The 22,389-nt window shown below is 34.7% G+C and carries 16 protein-coding genes and 1 pseudogene; 8 read left to right on the top strand and 9 right to left on the bottom strand.

The features are described 5' to 3' along the window. Positions 1-42 precede the first annotated feature (42 nt). On the bottom strand, positions 43-891 hold the full coding sequence (locus tag H2O64_RS01675) for a sugar-binding protein (RefSeq protein WP_187560397.1): 849 nt from the start codon (positions 889-891) through the stop codon (positions 43-45). Positions 892-1,575: 684 nt separating this feature from the next. Between H2O64_RS01675 and H2O64_RS01670 the strand changes: the two genes are divergently transcribed. Beyond that, the gene (locus H2O64_RS01670; protein ID WP_187560396.1) at positions 1,576-3,321 is read left to right on the top strand and encodes a T9SS type A sorting domain-containing protein; all 1,746 of its coding nucleotides are present in this window, start codon (positions 1,576-1,578) and stop codon (positions 3,319-3,321) included. Positions 3,322-3,505: 184 nt separating this feature from the next. On the opposite strand, the gene H2O64_RS01665 is transcribed toward H2O64_RS01670, so the two are convergent. Beyond that, positions 3,506-3,655 (bottom strand): hypothetical protein, encoded by a 150-nt coding sequence (locus H2O64_RS01665; RefSeq protein WP_187560395.1) that lies wholly within the window; start codon positions 3,653-3,655, stop codon positions 3,506-3,508. A gap of 211 nt (positions 3,656-3,866) precedes the next feature. Here H2O64_RS01665 and H2O64_RS01660 point away from each other — a divergent pair, with 211 nt between their 5' ends. From H2O64_RS01660 to H2O64_RS01645, 4 genes are all read left to right on the top strand, one after another. Beyond that, complete coding sequence (locus H2O64_RS01660; RefSeq protein ID WP_187560394.1) at positions 3,867-4,643, top strand: GH25 family lysozyme; 777 nt, start codon at positions 3,867-3,869, stop codon at positions 4,641-4,643. Between the two features lie 248 nt (positions 4,644-4,891). Further along, positions 4,892-6,097, top strand: a complete 1,206-nt coding sequence (locus H2O64_RS01655) for an aminotransferase class I/II-fold pyridoxal phosphate-dependent enzyme (RefSeq protein WP_187560393.1) — start codon at positions 4,892-4,894, stop codon at positions 6,095-6,097. Beyond that, on the top strand, positions 6,094-7,155 hold the full coding sequence (locus H2O64_RS01650; protein WP_187560392.1) for a fatty acid desaturase family protein: 1,062 nt from the start codon (positions 6,094-6,096) through the stop codon (positions 7,153-7,155). The genes H2O64_RS01655 and H2O64_RS01650 overlap by 4 nt, the downstream gene beginning before the upstream one ends. Further along, a complete protein-coding gene (locus tag H2O64_RS01645; protein WP_187560391.1) occupies positions 7,142-7,753 on the top strand; it encodes a hypothetical protein in 612 nt (203 codons plus the stop codon). Before H2O64_RS01650 ends, H2O64_RS01645 begins: the two co-directional genes overlap by 14 nt. Positions 7,754-7,852: 99 nt before the next feature. On the opposite strand, the gene H2O64_RS01640 is transcribed toward H2O64_RS01645, so the two are convergent. Continuing rightward, positions 7,853-9,424, bottom strand: coding sequence for a T9SS type A sorting domain-containing protein (locus H2O64_RS01640; protein ID WP_187560390.1), 1,572 nt, complete (start codon positions 9,422-9,424; stop codon positions 7,853-7,855). 471 nt (positions 9,425-9,895) lie between these two features. Between H2O64_RS01640 and H2O64_RS01635 the strand changes: the two genes are divergently transcribed. The 3 genes and pseudogenes from H2O64_RS01635 to H2O64_RS01625 all read left to right on the top strand — a co-directional run. Then, positions 9,896-13,453, top strand: a complete 3,558-nt coding sequence (locus H2O64_RS01635) for a T9SS type A sorting domain-containing protein (protein ID WP_187560389.1) — start codon at positions 9,896-9,898, stop codon at positions 13,451-13,453. Between the two features lie 144 nt (positions 13,454-13,597). Continuing rightward, positions 13,598-16,090: a T9SS type A sorting domain-containing protein gene (locus tag H2O64_RS01630; RefSeq protein WP_187560388.1), complete on the top strand. Its 2,493-nt coding sequence runs from the start codon at positions 13,598-13,600 to the stop codon at positions 16,088-16,090. A gap of 47 nt (positions 16,091-16,137) precedes the next feature. Next, a pseudogene (locus H2O64_RS01625) lies at positions 16,138-16,356 on the top strand (T9SS type A sorting domain-containing protein); the annotation flags it as partial. 164 nt (positions 16,357-16,520) lie between these two features. On the opposite strand, the gene H2O64_RS01620 reads toward H2O64_RS01625, so the two are convergent. From H2O64_RS01620 to nosZ, 6 genes are all read right to left on the bottom strand, one after another. Continuing rightward, on the bottom strand, positions 16,521-17,303 hold the full coding sequence (locus H2O64_RS01620; protein WP_187560386.1) for a cation-translocating P-type ATPase: 783 nt from the start codon (positions 17,301-17,303) through the stop codon (positions 16,521-16,523). Beyond that, on the bottom strand, positions 17,296-18,003 hold the full coding sequence (locus tag H2O64_RS01615) for an ABC transporter ATP-binding protein (protein ID WP_187560385.1): 708 nt from the start codon (positions 18,001-18,003) through the stop codon (positions 17,296-17,298). The genes H2O64_RS01620 and H2O64_RS01615 overlap by 8 nt, the downstream gene beginning before the upstream one ends. Beyond that, positions 18,000-19,238: a nitrous oxide reductase family maturation protein NosD gene (locus H2O64_RS01610; protein ID WP_187560384.1), complete on the bottom strand. Its 1,239-nt coding sequence runs from the start codon at positions 19,236-19,238 to the stop codon at positions 18,000-18,002. Before H2O64_RS01610 ends, H2O64_RS01615 begins: the two co-directional genes overlap by 4 nt. A gap of 24 nt (positions 19,239-19,262) precedes the next feature. Beyond that, positions 19,263-19,706, bottom strand: a complete 444-nt coding sequence (locus tag H2O64_RS01605) for a nitrous oxide reductase accessory protein NosL (protein WP_187560383.1) — start codon at positions 19,704-19,706, stop codon at positions 19,263-19,265. Further along, entirely contained in the window at positions 19,703-20,317 is a 615-nt protein-coding gene (locus H2O64_RS01600; RefSeq protein ID WP_187560382.1) for a hypothetical protein, read from the bottom strand. The genes H2O64_RS01605 and H2O64_RS01600 overlap by 4 nt, the downstream gene beginning before the upstream one ends. 106 nt (positions 20,318-20,423) lie before the next feature. Further along, on the bottom strand, positions 20,424-22,388 hold the full coding sequence (nosZ, locus tag H2O64_RS01595) for a Sec-dependent nitrous-oxide reductase (protein ID WP_187560381.1): 1,965 nt from the start codon (positions 22,386-22,388) through the stop codon (positions 20,424-20,426). Between the last annotated feature and the right edge of the window lies 1 nt (position 22,389).

Genomic DNA, 22,389 nt, shown 5'->3' with positions numbered 1-22,389 from the left:
AATTTCTCTATAGAATTTTCGCTAAGAATCAGCAATTCAGAATTATTCTCTGAATAAGAGCTCACCAAATACATCCGCGTTTATATAGCCACCATCGTTATTATTGCCGTGTGTCTTTTTGGAACCCATAAAGTTTTCACGATTGTTATTTCCATCATTATCGCCATACGCAATTGAAAATCCAATGCTTTTTTGGGCTACTATTTTGACAGGAATATTGTTGGGTGCGTTTTCGTCAAAATCTTTATCAAATAGTTTAATCGCCATTTCCCAAAGATGTTTGTTTCCTTCTTGTGATCGCTTTACGTTCACATGATCATCCAAAAAGATAGGCTTTTGCAACGTACTTTGATCAATAGCATGACCTTCCGTAGAAACATGATACGCAAACGCTTGATGGTTAAATTTATGATCTCCACCAGATTTGTCTTCATCTATAAATACCTCAACATAATCGCCTTTCCAGAAATTTTCCAAACCATCTCCGAGTGTCGGATTTAGTTTATCGTCTATGATTTCGACCAAAATATATAAGTGTTCTTGATCCCAAGCAACTTTGAATCGCCCATGATAATCTGTTGAATCTACTTGATTTCCCATCCATTTGTAATTCATACCATACCATGTTGAGCTAGACCAAATGGCATCTTTACCGCAACCGTCAATTTGTATGGGTGATTTTGTTTTAAGTGCTTCAAAAAAACCAACTTCTTTAGATTCAGTCAACGATGCTGTATTATCTCCTTGACAGGAAACAACTGCTGTTGCCGATTTTTGAGGTGCTGTTTTATCATTCTTACAACTTACTATGCATATACTAAGAATAAGCAATAGGCAATTTATAACTACGAATGCTTTCGCTTTGCTAGGATGGATGTTGATATTCGTCACTTTGTTATCTTTTTTACGAATGTAAAATAATTAATGCTATGTAACATAATTGCGGTTCCTCTTTCTTTCTATTTTTAATTACATTTCATTCACAACAAACCATTTATATAGATGAGATTGTTTTTGAATAGCTACTGCTTTATATCGTGAAACGGAAACTTGTTCCGCAACTGTAAATGCAATCCAGCAGTTGTTGAAAATTACTTGCACAACTGCACTCACAATCCAACAGTTGATGGAAACTACTGCACAGCTGTAAATACAATCCAACAACTGTTAAAAACTACTTGCACAACTGCACACACAATCCAACAGTTGATGGAAACTACTGCACAGCTGTACACACAATCCAACAGTTGATGGAAGCTACTTCAAAGCTGTAAGCACAATCCAACAGTTGATGGAAGCTACTTGCATTAGTGTAAATGCAATCCAACATCATTTTTTTTGCTAATTTTCTAATGAAACCATCAAAACACAAAAAAAATTGCGAAAAGCATAAATCCAGTCTTTTTTTAAAACTTTGTTATTCATACAATACGGATTCTTACTAAATTAGCAATTGATAGTAGCTATTTCTGAGAGCGGATTAAAGGTTCTATTTTCAGTAGCTCCCATTTGGGTAAACAGCATAAATATTACTACTCCTCTAGTATTTATTATGAATCATTATTGCATCTTGAAATGAAAAAAATTACCCTATTTTTAAGTCTGTTTGTGTTCTCTTATGGATTTTCTCAAAGCTTACCTATTGATTTTGAAGCCGATGTTACTACCGCTGACTTTGTTGATTTTGACGGAGGAACGGCAATCGTAACGACTAATCCACAGATGTCAGGAATCAACACTAGTAATTCCGTTGCGCGTATTGTAAGAGATGGTGGCGCTGTATATGCTGGAAGTAAAATTCTCTTGTCTGCCAATCTTGATTTTTCTGTCATGACAAAAATTTCAATGAAAGTATACACTACTGCACCTGTGGGAACTGTCGTTAAGTTTAAGTTGGAAGGAGCTGCTCCTTCTGTAGAAGTAGATGCGCTGACAACTGTTTCAGGTACATGGGAAACGTTGGAATGGATCTTTGCTGGCACACCAAATAATCTTAACGAGATTGTATTTATGTTTGATTTTGGCAATGTAGGTGATGGCACAGCGAACTCTACTTTTTATTTTGACGATGTAGCACAAGTAACAGGACCACCAGCACCGATACCGACTTCGTTACCAATTGATTTTGAAACAGGCGTTGTGAGTAGTGATTTCCTGAATTATTCAGGAGCTACCGCAAGCGTTATTCCAAACCCACAAATGAATGGCATCAATATGAGTAATACAGTTGGTCAAATTGTACGAGATGGTGGTGAGTTTTGGGCAGCAAGCAAAATATTCCTTACCAATACTATAGATTTGTCTACCCAATGGCATATTTCTATGAAAATATATACAACAGCACCAGTTGGAACACGAATTAAATTAGAGCTAGAAGGTGCTAACGGTTCAACCAATTTAGATTACTTAACGACCGTATCTGGAGCGTGGGAAACCGCGAGTTGGAATTTTGACGGTCAAGCTAATGATTATGATAGAATCCTATTTTTGTTTGATTTTGGAAATGTAGGAGATGGTACTGCCACGTCTACCTTTCTTTTTGATGATGTACAACAAATTGCAGGTCCTGCTATACCTGCTCAAGTGCCAACTAGTTTGCCGATTGATTTTGAAGCAAGCGTCGTCACATCCGACTTTACAAATTTCAGTGGAGGTTTAACTACGATTATACCAAACCCACAAATGGATTCAGACAATCCTAGTGCTACCGTAGCTCAGTTTATTAGAAGTGGCGGAGCGCCTTGGGCACAAAGCAAGCTGGTATTGACACAATTTATGGATTATACAACACTGAGTTCAATCTCAATGAAAGTATATACAGACGCACCAGTAGGCACCTTGTTGAAGTTTAAAGTAGAAAGTACGGATGCTGGTTTTGCAAACGAACGAAACGTCAATACTACCGTTTCAGGTGGTTGGGCAACGTATCATTGGGATTTTGCAGGAGATCCGCCAGTGTACAACGTATTAACTTTTATGTTGGGTTATGCCACTCCAAATGATGCTTCTGCCAATGCAACATTCCTATTTGATGATATTATACAAACCACAAGTATATTGAGTACAGGCAATGATCAAGTATTGAATATGGATGATATATATAGCTATCCAAACCCAGCAAAAGATCGTTTAACAATACGGGCTGAGAATAAAACTATTGAAAGAATTGCGCTGTTTGATATTCTAGGAAATCAGGTTATAGTACTTCAACCAAACAGTCTTGAAGTCACCATTGATGTGGCTAGTTATGCCAGTGGTATGTATATCGCGAAAGTTTCAACTGCAACTGGAATAAAGAGTATGAAGTTAATTATTGAATAGGAAACTCAGAAATAGCAATCATCTCACAAATCTAAAAAAAGCGAACCGAAGTTCGCTTGTTATTTAATCAACATCTGTTTCATTATCATCCATCGTTACTATAACGCCTTTTCCACATACGGAATACGCATGTTGAATTTCATATTTTCTAAGTTTTTCTATCATAATAAATCATTTTTTAAAATTAAGCACCATCTAAATCGTCTACAATAACGAAATCTTCATCATCGGAATCTGAAATTGCTCCGTCTAAATCATCAGTAATGATAAAATCATCCGAAGTATCTGCTCCACCAAAGATGCTGCCTGGATTTTGAATTAATTGAAATTTCATTTTTTCTAACATATCTAAAATTTTAAAGTTAATAATAGTATGAAAGTAACCTGCAATAGCCATACATACAAGGAACATAACCTTTGGTTTATAAATCAAAGGTGATGAAATAAAATACCGTTGAATCAATATATTATTTCAAGGAATAGATTTGTGAATATTTTGTTTTTAAGTAAGAAACGTCTAGCTTAGATCACTAACAAACTAAATTATGAAAAACCACGTAGTGCTGTATATTGTTTTAGTCTTATGTCTTCTTGGTTGCGAGAAAACAAAAAAAGAAGAAGTACAAAAAGAAGCAGAGGCTGTTGAAAATGAAGCGGTTCCAACTAAAGTAGAGAAAAAGAAAATGCCATCATTTGTATACGGGATTGATATTTCTATGTTTCAGGGCAATGAGATGAATACGCTTTCGAAACAAAAAGATAGTTTAGACTTTATCATTTGTAAAGCAACAGAAGGTGTGACGTATACCGATCCAAAATTTTCATATAATTGGAAAACAATCAAAGAAAAATCATTCGTAAGAGGTGCATATCATTTTTACAGAAGTGAAGATGATCCCATATCTCAAGCTGCAAATTTTTTGAATGCTATCGCTACTATTGACCCAACAGATCTTCCGCCTATAATTGATTTTGAGGAAGCTGGTATTGACGCTTCTCAATCAGTACCTGACGTCCAATCAAATTTAAAGATTTTCATCAATGAGATTGAAAAAAAGTTAAAACGTACACCTATTATATATACAGACATTCCTGTAGGAAACAAATACTTGAATGATGCTTCTTTTGCAAAATATCCATTATGGATAGCGAATTATGATGGAAAAGAAACGCCCGATTTACCAGATACTTGGAAAGAAAAAGGATGGAAAATGTGGCAAAAATCAGATCATTATAAAACTGATGGCACAACAGATGACTTTGATGTTTTTAACGGTAGTTTACAAGATCTTAAAGGATTTATAAAAAATAGTCATCGGTAAGTAAGCATAGAAAAAACTACGATAAACATTGACCAAACGTCATCAAAAACTATAAAGCGTCACAAAATTTGTTGCGCTTTTTTCTTATAAAAAATAATTCTTAATCCTGTTTAAAGATAGCATCAAAATTAAACAATTGCAGGTTTTTAATTTGTCCTATTTTTTAATTGAGTGATTATTCTAGACATTGCCTACAGCATGTCCGTATACATTTATACTATTATTAATTTTTTTTAAATAATAGTGGAATGGATATTTTTGAAAGAATACAACAGAATAATGGACCCATAGGAGAACTTCAAAACATCATTGAAGGCAATTTTGCATTTCCCAAATTCGAAGGAGAAATTTCTAATCATATTTTCTTTAAGGATAAGAAACTAGTTTGTTGGAGTTATAATAATTATTTAGGATTAGCAAGCTCAAAAGAGATTGATGAAATAGATGCGCATGCTCAGAAAAAATGGGGAATGACCTACCCAATGGGATCAAGAATGATGACTGGCGATACTTTTTTGCATGATGAATTTGAAAACAATATTGCTGATTTTATACAGATGGAAAAAGCATTGCTGCTTAATTTTGGGTATCAAGGCATGTTGTCTGTTGTAGACGCATTATTGTCACCAAATGATGTGGTGATTTCTGATGAGCAGTGTCACGCATGTATCATTGATGGCATCCGATTGCATCGAGGTAAAAAATTAATTTTCAAGCATAATAATATTCAAAACCTAGAACAGCAATTAAAAGCTGCCGAAGAAATTACACAAAAAACAAAAGGAGGCATTCTGGTGATTACCGAAGGTGTTTTTAGTATGTCTGGTGCACAAGGGAAACTCAAAGAGATTTGTGATTTAAAGGCGAAGTATGATTTCAGACTTTTGGTCGATGATGCACACGGATTTGGCGATATGGGACAAGGTAACGGAACTGTTTGCGCACACGGACTAGAAAATAAAGTTGATTTATATTTTACCACGTTCACGAAATCTATGGCTTCTTTTGGAGCAATTATCGCTGGTAAAAAAGAAGTTATAAATTATTTTAAATACAATTTACGTTCGCAACTATTTTCAAAATCATTGCCAATGCCAATCGTGTATGGTTTAAACGAACGCTTGAAAATTGTTATAAAAGCACATGACAATAGAAAAAAATTATTTGAAATAACAGCTTTGCTTCAAGATGGTTTAAAAAAGCGAAAACTTCTTTCTAGTAGTGTTAACAGTTATATCACGCCTGTTTATTTCAATATAAAACTAGACGACGTATTTAGTCTTCAGAAAGAATTAGTGCACAATCATGGAGTGTATTGCTCTGTAATTATTCATCCAGTTGTTCCAAAAGGCGTTGTTATTTTTCGTTTAACGCCAACGAGTTTACACACCAAAGAAGATGTGGATCGCACGCTAAAATCGTTTGATACTGTATTTAAAAAGTATATGCGATGAAAGCAAAAATAACATTCCCAAAAGAACCCGATTTCTTTTATAAAGATGCTTGCAAAGAGGTGCAAGCGTATTTTGAAACGAATCAGATTGATAAATATGGCAGCAACGCTCTTCTACTTAAATATGTACTATTAAAAGTCGTATGTGTCTTTTCATATCTACTGATTTTTTATTTTCAGAATAGTTATCGTGTGTATTTACCATTTGTTATGCTAGGTCCTTTAGGTATTATTTTGGCGCTGAATATTTCTCATGATGCCATTCATGGTGTGGCGCATTCCAAGAAATGGATCAACTCCTATTTTACAATGCAAATGGATTTAATCGGAGCCAATTCGTTTGTTTGGAAAAAAAGACATCAATTTGGACATCATACCTTTCCAAATACCTTAGGAAAAGATCCGGATTTGACACAAACAGAAATCGTCAAAATTTTACCCAAAGCAACACACAAATTTTATCACAAATTTCAACACCTATATGTGCCATTTTTATATTCAGTATACACGATAAACTGGATTTACATTCGAGATTTTACAGATTTTTTCTCAAAAAATTCTCTCCTAAAGAATATTCCTAAAAAAGAATATCTAAAGCTCATCACTTTTAAGTTACTGTACATTTCTATTTTTATACTCGTCCCGTTTTTTTATACGTCGTTATCCATCACTCAAGTAGTGTTTGGTAATCTATTGATGCATATTTCAGCAAGTTACTTTTTAACATTGGTGCTAGTACCTTCTCATGTTTCAGAAAATTCAGTGTTTATAACGCCCGATAGCGATGGCAAAATGCCCTATTCTTGGTCACATCATCAAGTGATTACCACAACCGATTTTGCTACAAATAGTTACTTGACAACTTGGCTCTTAGGAGGTTTTAATCATCATGTAGTGCATCATCTTTTTCCAAACGTTTCTCACGTTCATTATCCTAAAATGACTCCGATTATAAAGCGATTGGCAAAGAAATATGGACTAGAATACAATCATGAAAGCAGTGCTTTACATGCCTATATATCACATTATAATTTATTGAAAAATCATGGAAAACAATAAACTACAATTTTCGAAAGCTGAACTATTACATTACAAGAAGTTAATAAGTAATCGGTTTATTGAAAACCCGCGGATGTCTTTAGTATTTAACAAAGAGAAGAAAAGTTTTAAAAAGAACGTTTTCAACTTAGTTTCGTACTGTTTCCATGTAGCTTTAAGAGCCAATGGCGTGTATGTTTCTAAGAACAAGAAAACGATTGTATTATTTTATGAAAATAAAAAACTAAAAAAGACTTTTAGTGATTATTGCAGGTATTTTAAAGTACTCAAAGGAGTTCCTGTTGCTAATATAAAAAGCATCTTAAATAATGAAAAAGAAATCAAGAAACATCAACTAAAACTAGACAACTACATCTATGTTTGGTTCATTGCACAAGAAGAAGGGTATGGTAAATTGGATGGATTAAATGAAATCAACCAAATGCTTTTTAAATTATCAAACACCACTAAGCTGCCTATTATTTTTGAAACTTCAGATATTCGCTTAATCCGTTTTTATAAACACGTAGGTTTTGATGTGTATAAAAAATTGAAAAGTGGTAGCGAAACGATTTATTTTTTCGCAGATAAAAAAACATTAGAAACTTATAACATGTAAAATTTGAAGGAAACTGCAAAGATGAGTTAATGACACTAGCAACACTTTTCGGATGTTAAACGATCCTTTAAAAAAGTGTTGCTAGTGACTGATCAACCATTATTTTCGGATGATTTTATGAACATATTTTCCCTTTGTTGTATGAAGTGTAATAAAATAAACTCCCGATGGTTGTTGCGATACATCAATTTGTGCACTGAATGTTCCTGTTGTTTTTTGTCCTTTAGCGATGGTTTTTATAAGTCGTCCATTAATGTCAAAAAGCAACAACGTAATGATGTCCGTTTCTGAAATATTAAAAGTGAGGTTGGCAATGTCACTTGTTGGATTGGGATACAGCATTACATCTAATGTAGGCTGATTGTTTTCTATACCTAAAGTTGATGAATCAAATTCATAAGCGCCCATATCTACCGTAGTATTGAATATTCTATTGTTAGAAAGCAGATCTGTCAGAGCGACTCCTGTATTGTCACCAACATCAATACATAGTGAAGTGTTTTGCAATTGCAAACCATCATCAGCAGTCATCCAATTTCCATCTACGCCAGCACCCGATGCACTGTTTAAAAACAAAGGATCTGTATCAATATTTCCTGTTCCCGCTCCAGAAATTACATGTGGAGCACTTTGCCCTGTAAGATCTATGTCTGAATATGTTGCTACAACTTGTGCGCCAGTACCTCTGACATAAAATTGCGGACTCGCTCCTGTGGCTGTATTATTCCAAACAATACAATTTTGCAGCGTAACCGTGCATGCACCAGATGATGTTCCGCCACCGCCTGGATCTAAATTATCTGCTATAAAAGCGCCACCATAACCATTTAAAGCACTGTTGTTTACAAATGCACAATTGATTAACACAGGATGACAATTTCCGCCACCGCCGCCCCAAGCATACATTGCGCCAACATTTGTAGCAGACGTGTTTTCATAAAAAATAGAATTGATTACTGTTGGACTTGCGGTTCCACCAACGCCATAACTGTCCATTCCGCCAGCTTCAATTAAGGCATGATTTTGAGAAAATACACAATTAATATACGTAGGCAGTGTATTGCCGCCACCGTATCCATTATTGAAAGCTCCTGCGCCCCATGAAGCCGTATTTTGCCTGAATACACAATTTCGAACAATCGGATGACAGTATCCACCAGAATTATATCCATGATTGTACATTCCTCCACCTAATCCATTTCCAGTATTTGTCGGAGTTCTATTGTCATTTCCACCTTCTATGATAAAACCATCTATAATGGCAGTATTGTCTAACTCTTGATTGTAGACAACTTTGTAACTATTATCTGCTATTCCAGCAACTCCAATTTCGCCACTTAAGATGCTCGTTAAACCGTTCGTTAATACTCTTTCTGATAGAAGTGTTTCTGTGCCGATAAAACTTCCGTAAATCGTTACACCATTCCGCATACTAAATGAAATCGTTCGGTTTGTTGTTGTTGTTGTGTAATAAGTTCCTGCGGCAACCCAAACCTCATCATTAACACTTGATGCATCAATGGCTAATTGCAGTGAAGTGCCCGGAAAAGCATTTGCCCAACTTGTACCATCTAAAGTTCCAGCTCCAGATGGAGTTACATATCTAATTGCTCCTTGTGCATTTATAGCAAAGACAAGTAAGAGCATTGATAAGAGAATATTCTTTTTCATGAGTATCATTATTTAAAAATTAATAACGATACAAACATATTGCTAACTATGACTTTGAATGTCCTGTATTTTTGAAACTAAAAGAATTGGGACTCAAATGGGTGTTTTTACTGAAAGGTTTCAGGTGACATTCCTGTGGGTTTCTTGAATGTAGTATAATTTTCAATGTTCTTTAACATCGAACATAACTAAAATGAAATAGAAAGAATTCATGCTTAATTCGGTCTAAATTTATGACAATTCACGGAATTAAGGTGTGTATTCTTATTACATCACTTCCCTTTGCATTACTTTCACATCATTATTTGAGTAAGGGATTAGCATGTTTCCATGAAGAGTTAAAAATAATCATCGGATTCCGCATCATAATTCACTTATATAAAGTAACAATTTATTATTTTTATCCGCCCATAAAATTTAAATGAACCGCTCTTTAAATTAATCTTGAGGCTACATTTTTTTTTAAAAACTATGAAGAATACATTACTTTTTTTACTTACACTACTGAGTACAACTTTTGGGTTTGCTCAAATTCAATTTCAAGGAAACACTATTGTAGATCTAACTTTTTCTGCCAATGGCGCAAATTCGATTTATGCCGTGGATATAGATGGCGATGGCGATCTGGATATTATTTCTTCATCTGTAAATGATGACAAAATAGCTTGGTATGAAAATGTAGATGGGCAAGGTGAATTTGGGTTACAAAAAATTATTACAACAAGTGCCAATGGTGCCACATCTGTTTATGCCGGAGATTTAGACGGAGATGGAGATATGGATGTATTGTCAACTTCAGACTTTGATCAAAAAATAGCTTGGTATGAAAATACAGATGGACAAGGTACTTTTGGTGCACAACAAATAGTTGCTGGCAATACAAATGCAGTCTCTTCATTAGCTGTAATAGATATTGATGGCGATGGCGATTTGGATATTCTCTCTCCAAACGGTTCAAATTTTGGAATCTTTTGGTATGAAAATACAGATGGACAAGGAAGTTTCGGCGCACCACAATCCATAGCAACTGACGCCAGTGTTTTACAATCTATTTATGGAGTAGATATCGATAATGATGGTGATATGGATGTACTGTCAGCATCATCTTATGATAATAAAATAGCTTGGCACGAAAACACGAATGGACTAGGTGCCATGGGAACCGAAGTTGTAATATCAACCGCCGTTAATAATCCAGTATCAGTATATGCTAGTGATTTAGATAACGATGGAGACATGGATGTATTGACAGCTTCTCTATATGACAGTAAAATAGCTTGGTATGAAAACACCGATGGACAAGGTGCTTTTGGTGCGCAACAAATAATTTCAACAAATGCCGACGTTGCAGTTTCCGTATATGCCGAAGATTTGGATGGCGATGGAGATATGGATGTTATTTCAGCATCTGCAAATGATGATAAAGTAGCTTGGTATGAGAATACAGATAGCCAAGGTACTTTTGGAGCAGAACAACTTATTACAAACGCTGATGGTGCACGCTCAATTCATGCTGCAGATATGGATAATGATGGTGATATAGATGTACTTTACGCTGCCTCTCAGGAGGATAAAATAGCGTGGTATGAAAACACGGATAGTCAAGGGAATTTTGGACAAGATCATATTGTTATTAGTAATCCAGGTTGGAACAAATCTGTGTATGCCGCAGATATTGATGGCGATGGTGATTTAGATGCAATCTCCGGTTCTGGTGGTAGTTTTGGAAACATTGCATGGTTTGAAAATACAGATGGACAAGGATCGTATGGACCGCAAAAAATAATAACCACTGATATAGATGATGCCGAATCTGTATTTGCAATAGATTTGGATGGCGATGGAGATATAGACGTGCTTTCTGCTTCCTACGACGATAATAAAATAGCTTGGTATGAAAACACAGACGGACAAGGGACATTTGGTCCGCAACAAATAATTACTACAGGAGCGAGCAATGCAGAATCAGTATATGCCGCCGATTTAGATGGCGATGGCGATATGGATATAGTGTCAACATATTCTACGATTAGTAGTGTGGTGTGGTTCGAAAACACAGACGGACAAGGAAATTTTGGTGCACGCCAAACGATTACATACAATGCAGATTTTGCGCAGGCGGTATATGCCGAAGATATTGATGGCGATGGCGATATGGACATACTTTCAGCTTCCTCAGGCGATGATAAGATAGCGTGGTATGAAAACACGGATGGACAAGGAAATTTTGGTACACAGCAAGTAATTTCAACAAATGCAGATAGTGCGAGTTCGGTATATGCTATAGATTTAGATGGTGATGGAGATATCGATGTGCTTTCAGCCTCTAGAGCTGATGATAAAATAGCTTGGTATGAAAACACCGATGGACAAGGGACATTTGGCGCACAACAAATTATTACGACAGATGCAGATTTTGCAACCTCCGTTTATGCCATCGATATGGATAATGATGGAGATAACGATGTAATTAGTGCATCGAGTACTGATGATAAAATAGCTTGGTATGAAAACACAAATGGTCAAGGAGGTTTTGGCGTACAACAAATAATTGTCACAAATGCAAATGGTGCGAGTAGTGTATATGCTGCCGATGTTGATAATGACGGCGATATAGATATTTTAGCGGCATCCCGATTAGATAGTAAAGTAGTTTGGCACGAGAATTTAGGAACTTCATCTAATACAATAAATGGTTTAGTTAGTTTAGATGTGAATAGTACAGGTTGTTCAGGAAACAATCCGCCGCTACAAAATTTGATGATTGTAACCAATAATGGTTCTCAATCTGTATCGACTTTTAGCAATCAGAATGGTATTTATCAACTATTTACAGGTGATGGTGCTTATACGACTTCGATTATTTCAGGATTACCAAATTATTACACGGCGACTCCTATTTCACAAACATCAAATTTTACAGGAGTTGGAAATGTAGATACAGTTAATTTCTGTGTTGAACCAACTGGTTCTGTTAATGAGCTAAATATTAGCGTGTATCCTTCGCAAGACGAGCCACGCCCAGGATTTGATACTGTATATCAAATTGTCTACAATAATGTCGGTACAACGTTATTAAGCGGAAATGTCACTTTTCAATATGACAATACGAAACTACAATTCTTGAATGCTTCCGAAACGGTAAACTCGCAAACTGCAAATACACTAACGTTTAACTTTACAGGTTTAAATCAGTTTGAAACTAGAACGATTGATCTAGATTTTAATGTATTTCCACCACCAACAACAAATATTGGAGAAATTTTAAGTGCCACAGCAACTATAAATCCTATTTCTGGAGACAATACACCAGGAGATAATGTATTTACATTAAATCAAACAGTTATAGGTTCGTATGATCCAAATGACATTCAAGTTTTAGAAGGCGATCGAATTTTATTAGAAGACGCTGATAAGTATTTACATTATATCATTCGTTTTCAAAACACAGGAACCGCTTCTGCAATCAATGTAAATGTTGAAAATGTATTAGACGCTAATTTAGATTGGACAAGCATGCAGTTGGAAACACTAAGTCATGCTGGAAGCGTAGAAATCACGAATGGTAATATGGTGAAGTTTATATTTGATGGTATAAATTTACCCGACAGCACTTCTGATGAACCAAACTCACATGGTTTTATTACGTATAAAATTAAACCAAAAAGTACAGTCGCTATTGGCGATATTATGTATAATACGGCAGATATTTTCTTTGATTTCAATCCGCCAATTACAACAAATACAGTGTCCACAGAAATTGTAGAAACGTTATCAGTAAATGAATTTACGGCGAATGCATTCTCAATCTATCCAAATCCTACTGAAAACATCGTACACATACGTGGAAAAGACACTATAAAAAAGCTATCCATACATGATCTTAATGGGAGATTATTGAAAGAAATAAAACTTCCTAATTCGCAAACCGCTAGGGAAATAGCGATGGATGACTTTTCAATCGGATTATACTTTCTTTCTATAGAAACTGAAAAAGGTACGTATACACATAAGATTATGAAAAAGTAAAGTGCAAATCTGAGTTTTTAAAAAAACCATTCACAATACCTAAACAAATTTTCGATTATTTTTGTAACTTTTTAAGTTACCACTACACCTATACAACACGCCGATTATTGTAAGAAAAAATTACTTAACAAACATTAAAACCACATGAAAAATAAAATTACCATTGTAGCATTCCTTTTTTGTATCACAATCAACGCACAAATTAACTTTGATAACGAAATCTTTCTTTTAGATGAATCGCATGTATCTAATGATGCGACCGATTTAATTATGGTGGACTTAGACAATGATACTGACAAAGACTTAGTTGTCGCTTCTTATTACGATGATTCCATCATTTGGTATGAAAACGTAAATGGAGATTACAGATACCATGAACGAAAGGTAATCTCAAACCAAATTGATATTCCAACCAGTTTAAAACATGCCGATGTAAACAATGATGGCTTTGAAGATATCATTGTAAGTAGTGCTTCTGAGGATAGAATTGTTTGGTTCAGAAATTTAGGAAACGGTTTGTTTTCATCTGAAATCTTACTCGCAGGAGGAATCAATGGTCCTTTGGATGTAGCACCTGTAGATATTGATGGCGATGGAGATATTGATATTTTTACAGGTGGTTATGACAATGAATTGATATTTATAGAGAATTTAGGCAATGCAACATTTAATACTCCCGTGGTTGTATACAGTTCTAGTTATGATGTAAAAACAATTAAAACACACGATTTAGATAATGATGGCGTACTAGATGTTATATCAGCCCACAGTAACGGAACTGTTTATTGGTCTAAAAATATGGGGAGCAATACCTTTGGAAGCAGACAATATATTGCAGGAAGTTCTAATAGCGGAAATTCAATAGCTTTTTTAGATGTTAATGAAGATGGTTTTCTAGATGCAATCACAGTTCGAGACTATAGTACTGATGAACTTCGATTTACCTTAAATCAAAATGGAACCTCTTTCGATTCTTCTAATCCTGTTACTATTGATGCAGCTGCAGAAGACGCTCGTGAAATACAAATTAAAGATATTGACAATGATGGAAAAAAAGATATTGTAGTTTCGTTTTGGACAAATGACAACATTAGTTGGTATAAAAACTTAGGTGAAGTCCCAGCCAACACAAACGATTTTGGCAGCAAACAACTTCTGGTAGCTAATATTGCCAATCCAAGATCGTTTTCAATTGAAGATATCAATAATGATGGAAATCAAGACATTATTTCCACTTCCTACGCACCATACGGTGAAACAGATTTTATTTACAAAGTTTCTTTATTTGAAAGTCAAGTTTCTGGAAATTCATACGACGAAACAATTATAAATTATTTCTATAACGTACTAAATGATGTAAAAGCGAGCGATCTTAACAATGATGGAAATCAAGATATGATTATTGCTAGTGACGCTATACTTTGGATAGAAAATTATGGAAATGAAAAATTTAGTTCTTACAAAACAATCTCAACCATAGATAACGATAATAGATTTGAGGATGTTGAAATTGCCGACATGAATTCAGATGGTTTCAATGACATTGTTGGACTAAGAGCAACTGGAATAGAAATTTTCAACAATCAAGGAGATGAAACTTTCAGTACTGTTGTAATTCCATATTCCTATCTATTACGAGATCTTGAAGTCAAAGATGTTGATGGAGATGGTATTAAGGATATTATCCTCACCATAAGAGAAGGTAATAATTACAAAGTTGGCTGGATAAAAAACAATGGAGATGATACGTATGGAAATGTTACAATTATTATTGATAACACGTATGGAATGCAACCTAATAAAATCACCTCAGGTGATATTGATAATGATGGTGATTATGACATTGTTATTAGTTCTTTCAATTATTCCAGAATACAGTTATTAAGAAATGATGGTACAGGTGTATTTTCCTTTGAACCGATCATATCTTCTTCAACCACAAACGGAATCGTTTTAGGTGATGTAGACAATGATGGATATTTAGATATTATTTCTGGAGGGTTCAAATCAGGAAATAAAGTGATTTTTTGGATTAAAAACAACGCAGGAACCTTTGCCGCTACAAGAACAGATATAGACACTACTGTCGGAGCTTCCGAAATTGACTTTGTCGATCTTGACAACAACGGTTACAAAGACATCGTTTGTGTATACCATGCGCCAAGTGCTTATGGAAACAATGAGACCATTTTTTACTACCTAAATGATGGAACAAGTTTTGGAAACAAAGTATTAATAGACGCAACTGGAAATGCTGGTAGCCTTGACAGAGATATTACTTTAGTCGATTTAAATAACGATAATAAATTAGATATTGTTACGAGTTTTTATTTTAGTAGAATGCTTGCTTACTATATCAATACATCCATACTTTCGGTAGAAGAATTTGGGAACGATGCATCTCAAAACTTTAAAGTATTTCCTGTTCCATTTTCGAATAAATTATCATGGAAAGGTGCTCAGGAATATTTAATGAAGACAATTAGTGTGTATGATATGCTTGGAAATAATATATACAACAGTAGTAATTTCAGCAATAATCAAATTGATTTATCTTCATTAGAAAAAGGAGTTTATATCATTACATTTGAAACATCAAACTCATTAAAATTCACTAAAAAAGTCATTAAGGACTAGTACACTAAAAACAATGCAAACTAAAATTAGTCCGTGCATATCCAAATCCGGCAAATGGATTTGTGAATATAAAATCGATCACTAATTCTAGAATTGAACAATTTGAAGTATCGGATCTATCCGGAAAAAGACTTGGCACATACTTCAATACAGATTCAAAAACAGAAATTACGTATGATGTTAGTCATTTAAATACAGGAATTTATTTTATCAAAGCAATGCTTTCAGATGGAAAAATTACCAATCTAAAATTGATCGTAAATTAATAGTTATATAAGCTAAAAATACAGAAGTGGTTGTCTAAAAAGTCTTGAAAAGCGTCATTCTGAATTTAATTCAGAATCTCAACGTATTAATTTTCAAAGATTATGTGAAACTGAATCAAGTTCAGTTTGACGAAAATTATACTTTTTAGACAACCACTTTTTTCTTAAAAATCTTTTTTTCTACATTTTCTGTAAATATTCAATACTGGTAATAATACCCATAATGACAAGGTTCCTATAGAAATAAACAGCCCGAAATTAGTCCCGAAAAACTTCTGAAAAACGGCTCCTGTATAGCCTAATAACGCTGAAATATCTAACTTTAATAGAATTAAAATACGAGATAAATCAATTGGATTCACTAATGTTGCACCAATGGAAAAAGCATCTAACGGATACGATTGAAAAGCAATTAGCGACATTAAAAATAAACCATCATAAATAACCGCCATAAAAAGCCAGACTAATATTGCATAGCTAAATCCTTTAATTTTATTTTCATTATACAACGCAATATTAAACGCAAGTGCTGTAAATATTAAGGTCAAAAATGTTCCTGTGACTAGCAATAATATAAAGTCCCAAATTTCATTAGATTGAAACAATCCGTACAACACAAAAGGAATTCCTAATCCCAATATCAGACTCATTGTGAGTGATAATGCAACACCTAAATACTGTCCAATGAATATAGAAGATCGCTTAATTGGTTGCGCCAATAATAATTCTGTAAATTCTTTAGAATTATAATAATACATCACTCCAAAAATGGTTCCTATCAGTGGTACTAAAATGATGATTACATTCATTAAGGTAATCACTGCTTTTGACAGGTCATTGTTTAAAAAAAGCAACACAGAACCTAGTAATAAATAAAATAGCAAGTATACATAACTCCACCTACTTCGAATTAAATCATAAAAACTATATTTTAATATTTTAAGCATTGTCGTAGGTTAAAAGGTTAGCAATTGCGCGTTCAAAATTAGCTTCTTTCGTTTGTGTTTTCAGTGCGTCTATGTTTCCTTTGAAGTAGACTTTTCCTTCCAGTAAGAAAACAATTTCGTCTGCCATTTCTTCAACAAAACTCATAATGTGAGATGTAATTAAGATGATTTTTCCTTTGGCTTTTTCTTCTTTAATGAGTTCTTTTAAACGTATTAATGCGATCGGATCTAAACCTGTTGTAGGTTCGTCTAAAATGATTATTGGACTATCAAACATCAATGAAAGCACAATGTTTACTTTTTGTTTTGTCCCGCCGGAAAGGTTACTTAATTTTTTTGTTAGAAAAGGTTCTAGCATGAATAATTCAATCAATTTTTTATCTTCTCCCGGACGGTTTCGTAAATCTTTGATCATGACAATTAGCTCTTTCACCGTAAGGTTTGGTGGAAAATTTGCTATTTGAGGTAAATAATCTATCTGATCTCTGTATTTCCAGTTTTTCTTTATGGAAATACTATCGACTAAAAGTTTGCCTTTGTTTGGCACCACCATTCCCAATATCGCTTTGATTAAGGTCGTTTTGCCAGAACCGTTCGGTCCTAAAATGGCGAAAATTCCTTTTTGGGTGATATTCAAATCGATTCCTTTTAGGACTTGATTTTTGCCAAATCGTTTGTGTAATTGTTCAATTTGAATCATTGGTATCGCTTTATTTGTGGAGTCATATCCAATAAATTATCTGGTGTAAATACAGGAGAAACTTTCTCTGAAAAATCAATAATATCGATGAATAAACTTCGCATTAATATGATGGTTTCAGGTGTTTTGTTCACGATATACGAAAATAGTTTTACAGGTCTGTACGGAACATCACCAACACCATCTTCATCCAAATCATAACCTGTGTAACCACTCCAATAATTATGTTGAAAAACATTGTCATTTATTTTATTATAATATGAAACATCAAAGGAATTGTACAGAAAATTGTTTTTCTCAAAAGTGTTGGCATAACAGGCACCTAGCACTTTGATAGCGTATCCGTTACTAATAAAATCATTATCGGAATACACAACTCTATTTGATCCTTCAATATTAATGGCGACCGTGTTTTCTTCAAATACATTGTGTTTAATTTCGGCATCATTTATTTCTTTTAAGAGTAGTCCAAAAGCTGCCGTTCCCCAGTTTTTCTTGAACGTATTATGGAGCATTTTAATTCGCTTTGAAAACATGACAGCAACACCAGCGCCGTTATTTTCAAAAACATTATTGGTGTACAAATCATCATTAGAAAACATAAAATGCAATCCATATCGCAAGTTGTTTGTGCTTGTATTTTCATTGATGGTAATATCATCTGAAAATTCTAAGTAAATCCCATCACGTACTTTCTGGACAATGTTTCGTTCTACAAGGATGTGTTTTGAATGCCACAATTGAATGCCATTCCCTGAATTGTATTCGTCTTGCGCATCACCAATTACTTTGTTGTGATAGATTTTTCCATGACTGGATTTTTCTATGTAAATACCAAAAAACAAGTTTTCTAATACAACATTCTGTATCACAAAATGTTTACTTCTTACCACACGTATTGCTGCGTGATCACTGGTATAACTGGTTCCTACGTTTATGATAAACAATCCATCAATAGTTACATAGTCTGAAACGATCCGTATAATTTCTCCTTTGTCTTCACCGTCTATTACGGGAAAATTTTCACCTATAATTGTCAATGGTTTATCAACTACAATATTGTACTCTTTGTACGTTCCTTTTTTGACCAAAATCGTATCACACATAGTGGAAACTTTGATGGCTTCTTTGAGTGAACTGACATCGCAATCATTACAGACTTCAATAGTTTGTGCGGTTATTGAAAAGCTGCAAAAGAGCACTAGTGTAAACAGCAATTTTTTGAGTAAATCCATGATTAAATTATAGTGCTAGCAATATTATTTTTTGTGTAAATGTGCTTTTAATGCTTCCCAATTGTATAGCTTCCCTCCTTTTTCAGCTTGAACTTTTTCAGCATTCGCAGTGTTTTCAAATGCAGTTAAATAGGCTCCCATAGGGCTTGGCAAATTTTCACTGATCAAAAAAGTTGCTTCCTGAGTTTTTATTAATTCGGTTGGCGCTTCATAATAATTTGTAAGTATGTTTCCTATTTGAAGGTCTTTGGTTTCTGCCATATAATTTAGCATACATTCGGTAGCGTCAAACTTGAATACTTTTCCTTTATCTGTGATCAATTCAGATCCATGAATTTTATCAACGATGGTCATTTTACAAAAGTGGCAACCGTCATTTCCGTAATCAATTGGTTTAGGATTTGTATTGCAAGCACTCATCAGTAGAAATACTAAAATACCAACGGCGATGTTATGTAGATTTTTCATGTGTTGATTGTTTTTGATTTTTTCCCAAGAAAATAGGCAATAAACGTGAGAAACATTCCTGCTCCCATAAGATAACCTCCCAAACGCGGATATGAATACGCATCAAAGTTTAGTAATTTTTGATGTCCAAGCAACGGCGGTTTATAACTCATAGCTGTACCATCAGGATTTTGGAGTTTCATAATGGCATTCGGATCTAAGTTTGTTCCATAATCTATCATCCAAGCATTGAAATCATACATCCCTAAAACCCCTAGAATGGTTATTACTAGCAACCAACCTAGAAACCAATGGTGACTTACTTTCCCAAAATAGCCGAAGAGTCCTATAATAACACCTATTATTGACATACTTGCAATAACGATTGGGAAGACTTCAAATTCCCACATATCAATAGCTTTCGGAATTGTTTTCATTCCTATATAATGATTCAGTCCGTCTATATTTTGAATATCAAATTCGTTCATTCCTTGGATTCCATCAATATAGATATTCATTCCTAATGGTTCTGGATATTGCGGTGCGCCTAGCATGATATTCCATAAAGGAAATTGAAATAAGCCCATTAATAGTAAGGCACCAAGGATCATCAGAATACTGGCTTTTTTCATCTTAGTAAGAGTTATTGAGATTACGCTTTTATAAAAAGCATTCCTATAAAATATATGAGATATAAGCAGGCAGTCTTTAAACTGCCTGCTTTGAAATATTTAGTCATTAATCTCCACCTAGAGACCAACTTAATTCTAAATCAGAATTTGCGGGAGAAACTCTAACATAACCCTGCATTTCTTGGTGAAGTGCCGAGCAAAAATCTGTACAATAGAAAGGCCAAACCCCTACTTGCTTAGGTTCCCAAACCGAAGTTTTCGTTTGTCCTGGCATGATGAGTAATTCAGAAGTATTCTGTCCTATCATTGCGAAACCGTGAGGAACATCAAAATCTTGCTCTTGGTTTGTGATGTGGAAATATACTTTGTCTCCTACTTTTACACCTTCTATGTTATCTGGTGTAAAGTGACTTCGTATGGTAGACATGTAAACATGTACTTCTTTCCCGTTTCTGACTACTTTTGCCTGATCTGGACTTGTGACTGCATACGGATGTTTGTTTTCATCTAATCGATACAGCTTTTTAGATTTTGGTGCTAGTAAACTTGCGGGACATCCAGCTGCATAATGTGGTTCTCCGTGTGTAGGGAAATCATAGAGAAGTTCCATTTTTTCTCCAGAGATATCATAAATCTGTGCTGAATGCTCCATTTCTGGACCTGTAGGCAAATATCTATCCTTTGTAATTTTATTTAAGGCAACTACATATTTTCCAAATGGTTTTGCGGAATTCCCTCCCGGAATCATCAAGTGTCCTACAGAGTAATACGTTGGTTTTCTATCGATTACTTCCCAAGTTCCGAGTTTCCATTTTACAACTTCCGAAGAGATAAAGAACGTCGTATACGCATTCCCTTTTCCATCAAATTCTGTATGAAGCGGTCCTAAACCACCACTTTTTACAGTTCCTGCAAGTACGTCTTCAAATTTTAAGATAGGAATCCCATAGGCTTCACCGTCAAATTTTTTGCCTTCTATCGCTTCTATCATTCTATCAAATGAATGTACTGTTAAATCCGCAGAAAGCTTTCCATTACCAATGATGTATTGCCCTGATGGATCAACATCACAACCGTGAGGCGATTTAGGCGTAGGCAAAAAGTATACTGCGCCAGGCACATCTAAAGGATTTACCGTAAGCACTTCTTTTTTCATTGTTGTCGTTGCTGTGTGCGTTCCTTCATCGTAAACGTTGTGTGCATAGTTAGCAGGCATTTTTGTTCCGCCACCATTGTTAACATATGCTTCAATTTTTTTCCAATTGATCGCAGCTATAAAGTCTTTATCATTTTGAGAAGCGTTTACTTCTTGTAATGTACTCGCCTCTTCTGTATTATACGTTGTAAAGAAGAACCAACCGTGTGATTTTCCACGTCCTGGATGTGAAAGATCATAGTTAAAACCAGGCATTATGATCTGGAATTTTATATCCATGTGACCGTGTTCTGGATCAACACTGATGAATGATAAAGATCCTTTGAAGTTTCCTTTGTACTCGTTTATGGGCATGTCACGCTGTGGAATTGGCACCGAAAATCGGGTTCCAGCTACTACATACTCTGTGTTTTCTGTTACAAATGAGGAACTGTGATTACCTGCACTGTTTGGCACTTCAATGATTTCTTCCGTTTCAAAAGTGGTCAAACTTATTCTCGCAATTCTTGGCGTATTGTTTCCATTGATAAAAATCCAGCGTCCATCTAGTTCTCCGTTTGTTTGAGAAATATCTGGGTGATGCGAATCATCCCAAGGGACAAAACCATGAGAGGTTTGTAACATCGGTTTTGTTTCTTCAGAATACCCATAACCCGAAGTTGGGAATTGAGAGAATACTGGTATTTCTTTGAACATTCTACCGGAAGGTAAACCATAAACCGTTAAGTTACCACTATATCCACCAGACATGAAAGCATAAAACTCGTCTTGTTCTCCAGGAGCCACATATACTTTTTCTGCCGCACTGGAATTTAATGCACCACTCGATCCTTTTTGACCATTGTTATTACCACAGCTTGTAAGAAGCATTAAGGCAATAAAGAGTGATCCTAATTGAAATTTATATTTTATCATT

It is taken from the genome of Kordia aestuariivivens, assembly GCF_014397005.1.
Taxonomy (GTDB): Bacteria; Bacteroidota; Bacteroidia; order Flavobacteriales; family Flavobacteriaceae; genus Kordia; species Kordia aestuariivivens.
The sequence above is the reverse complement of the archived record's forward strand: the minus strand, read 5'-3'. Positions and strand labels throughout refer to the sequence as shown.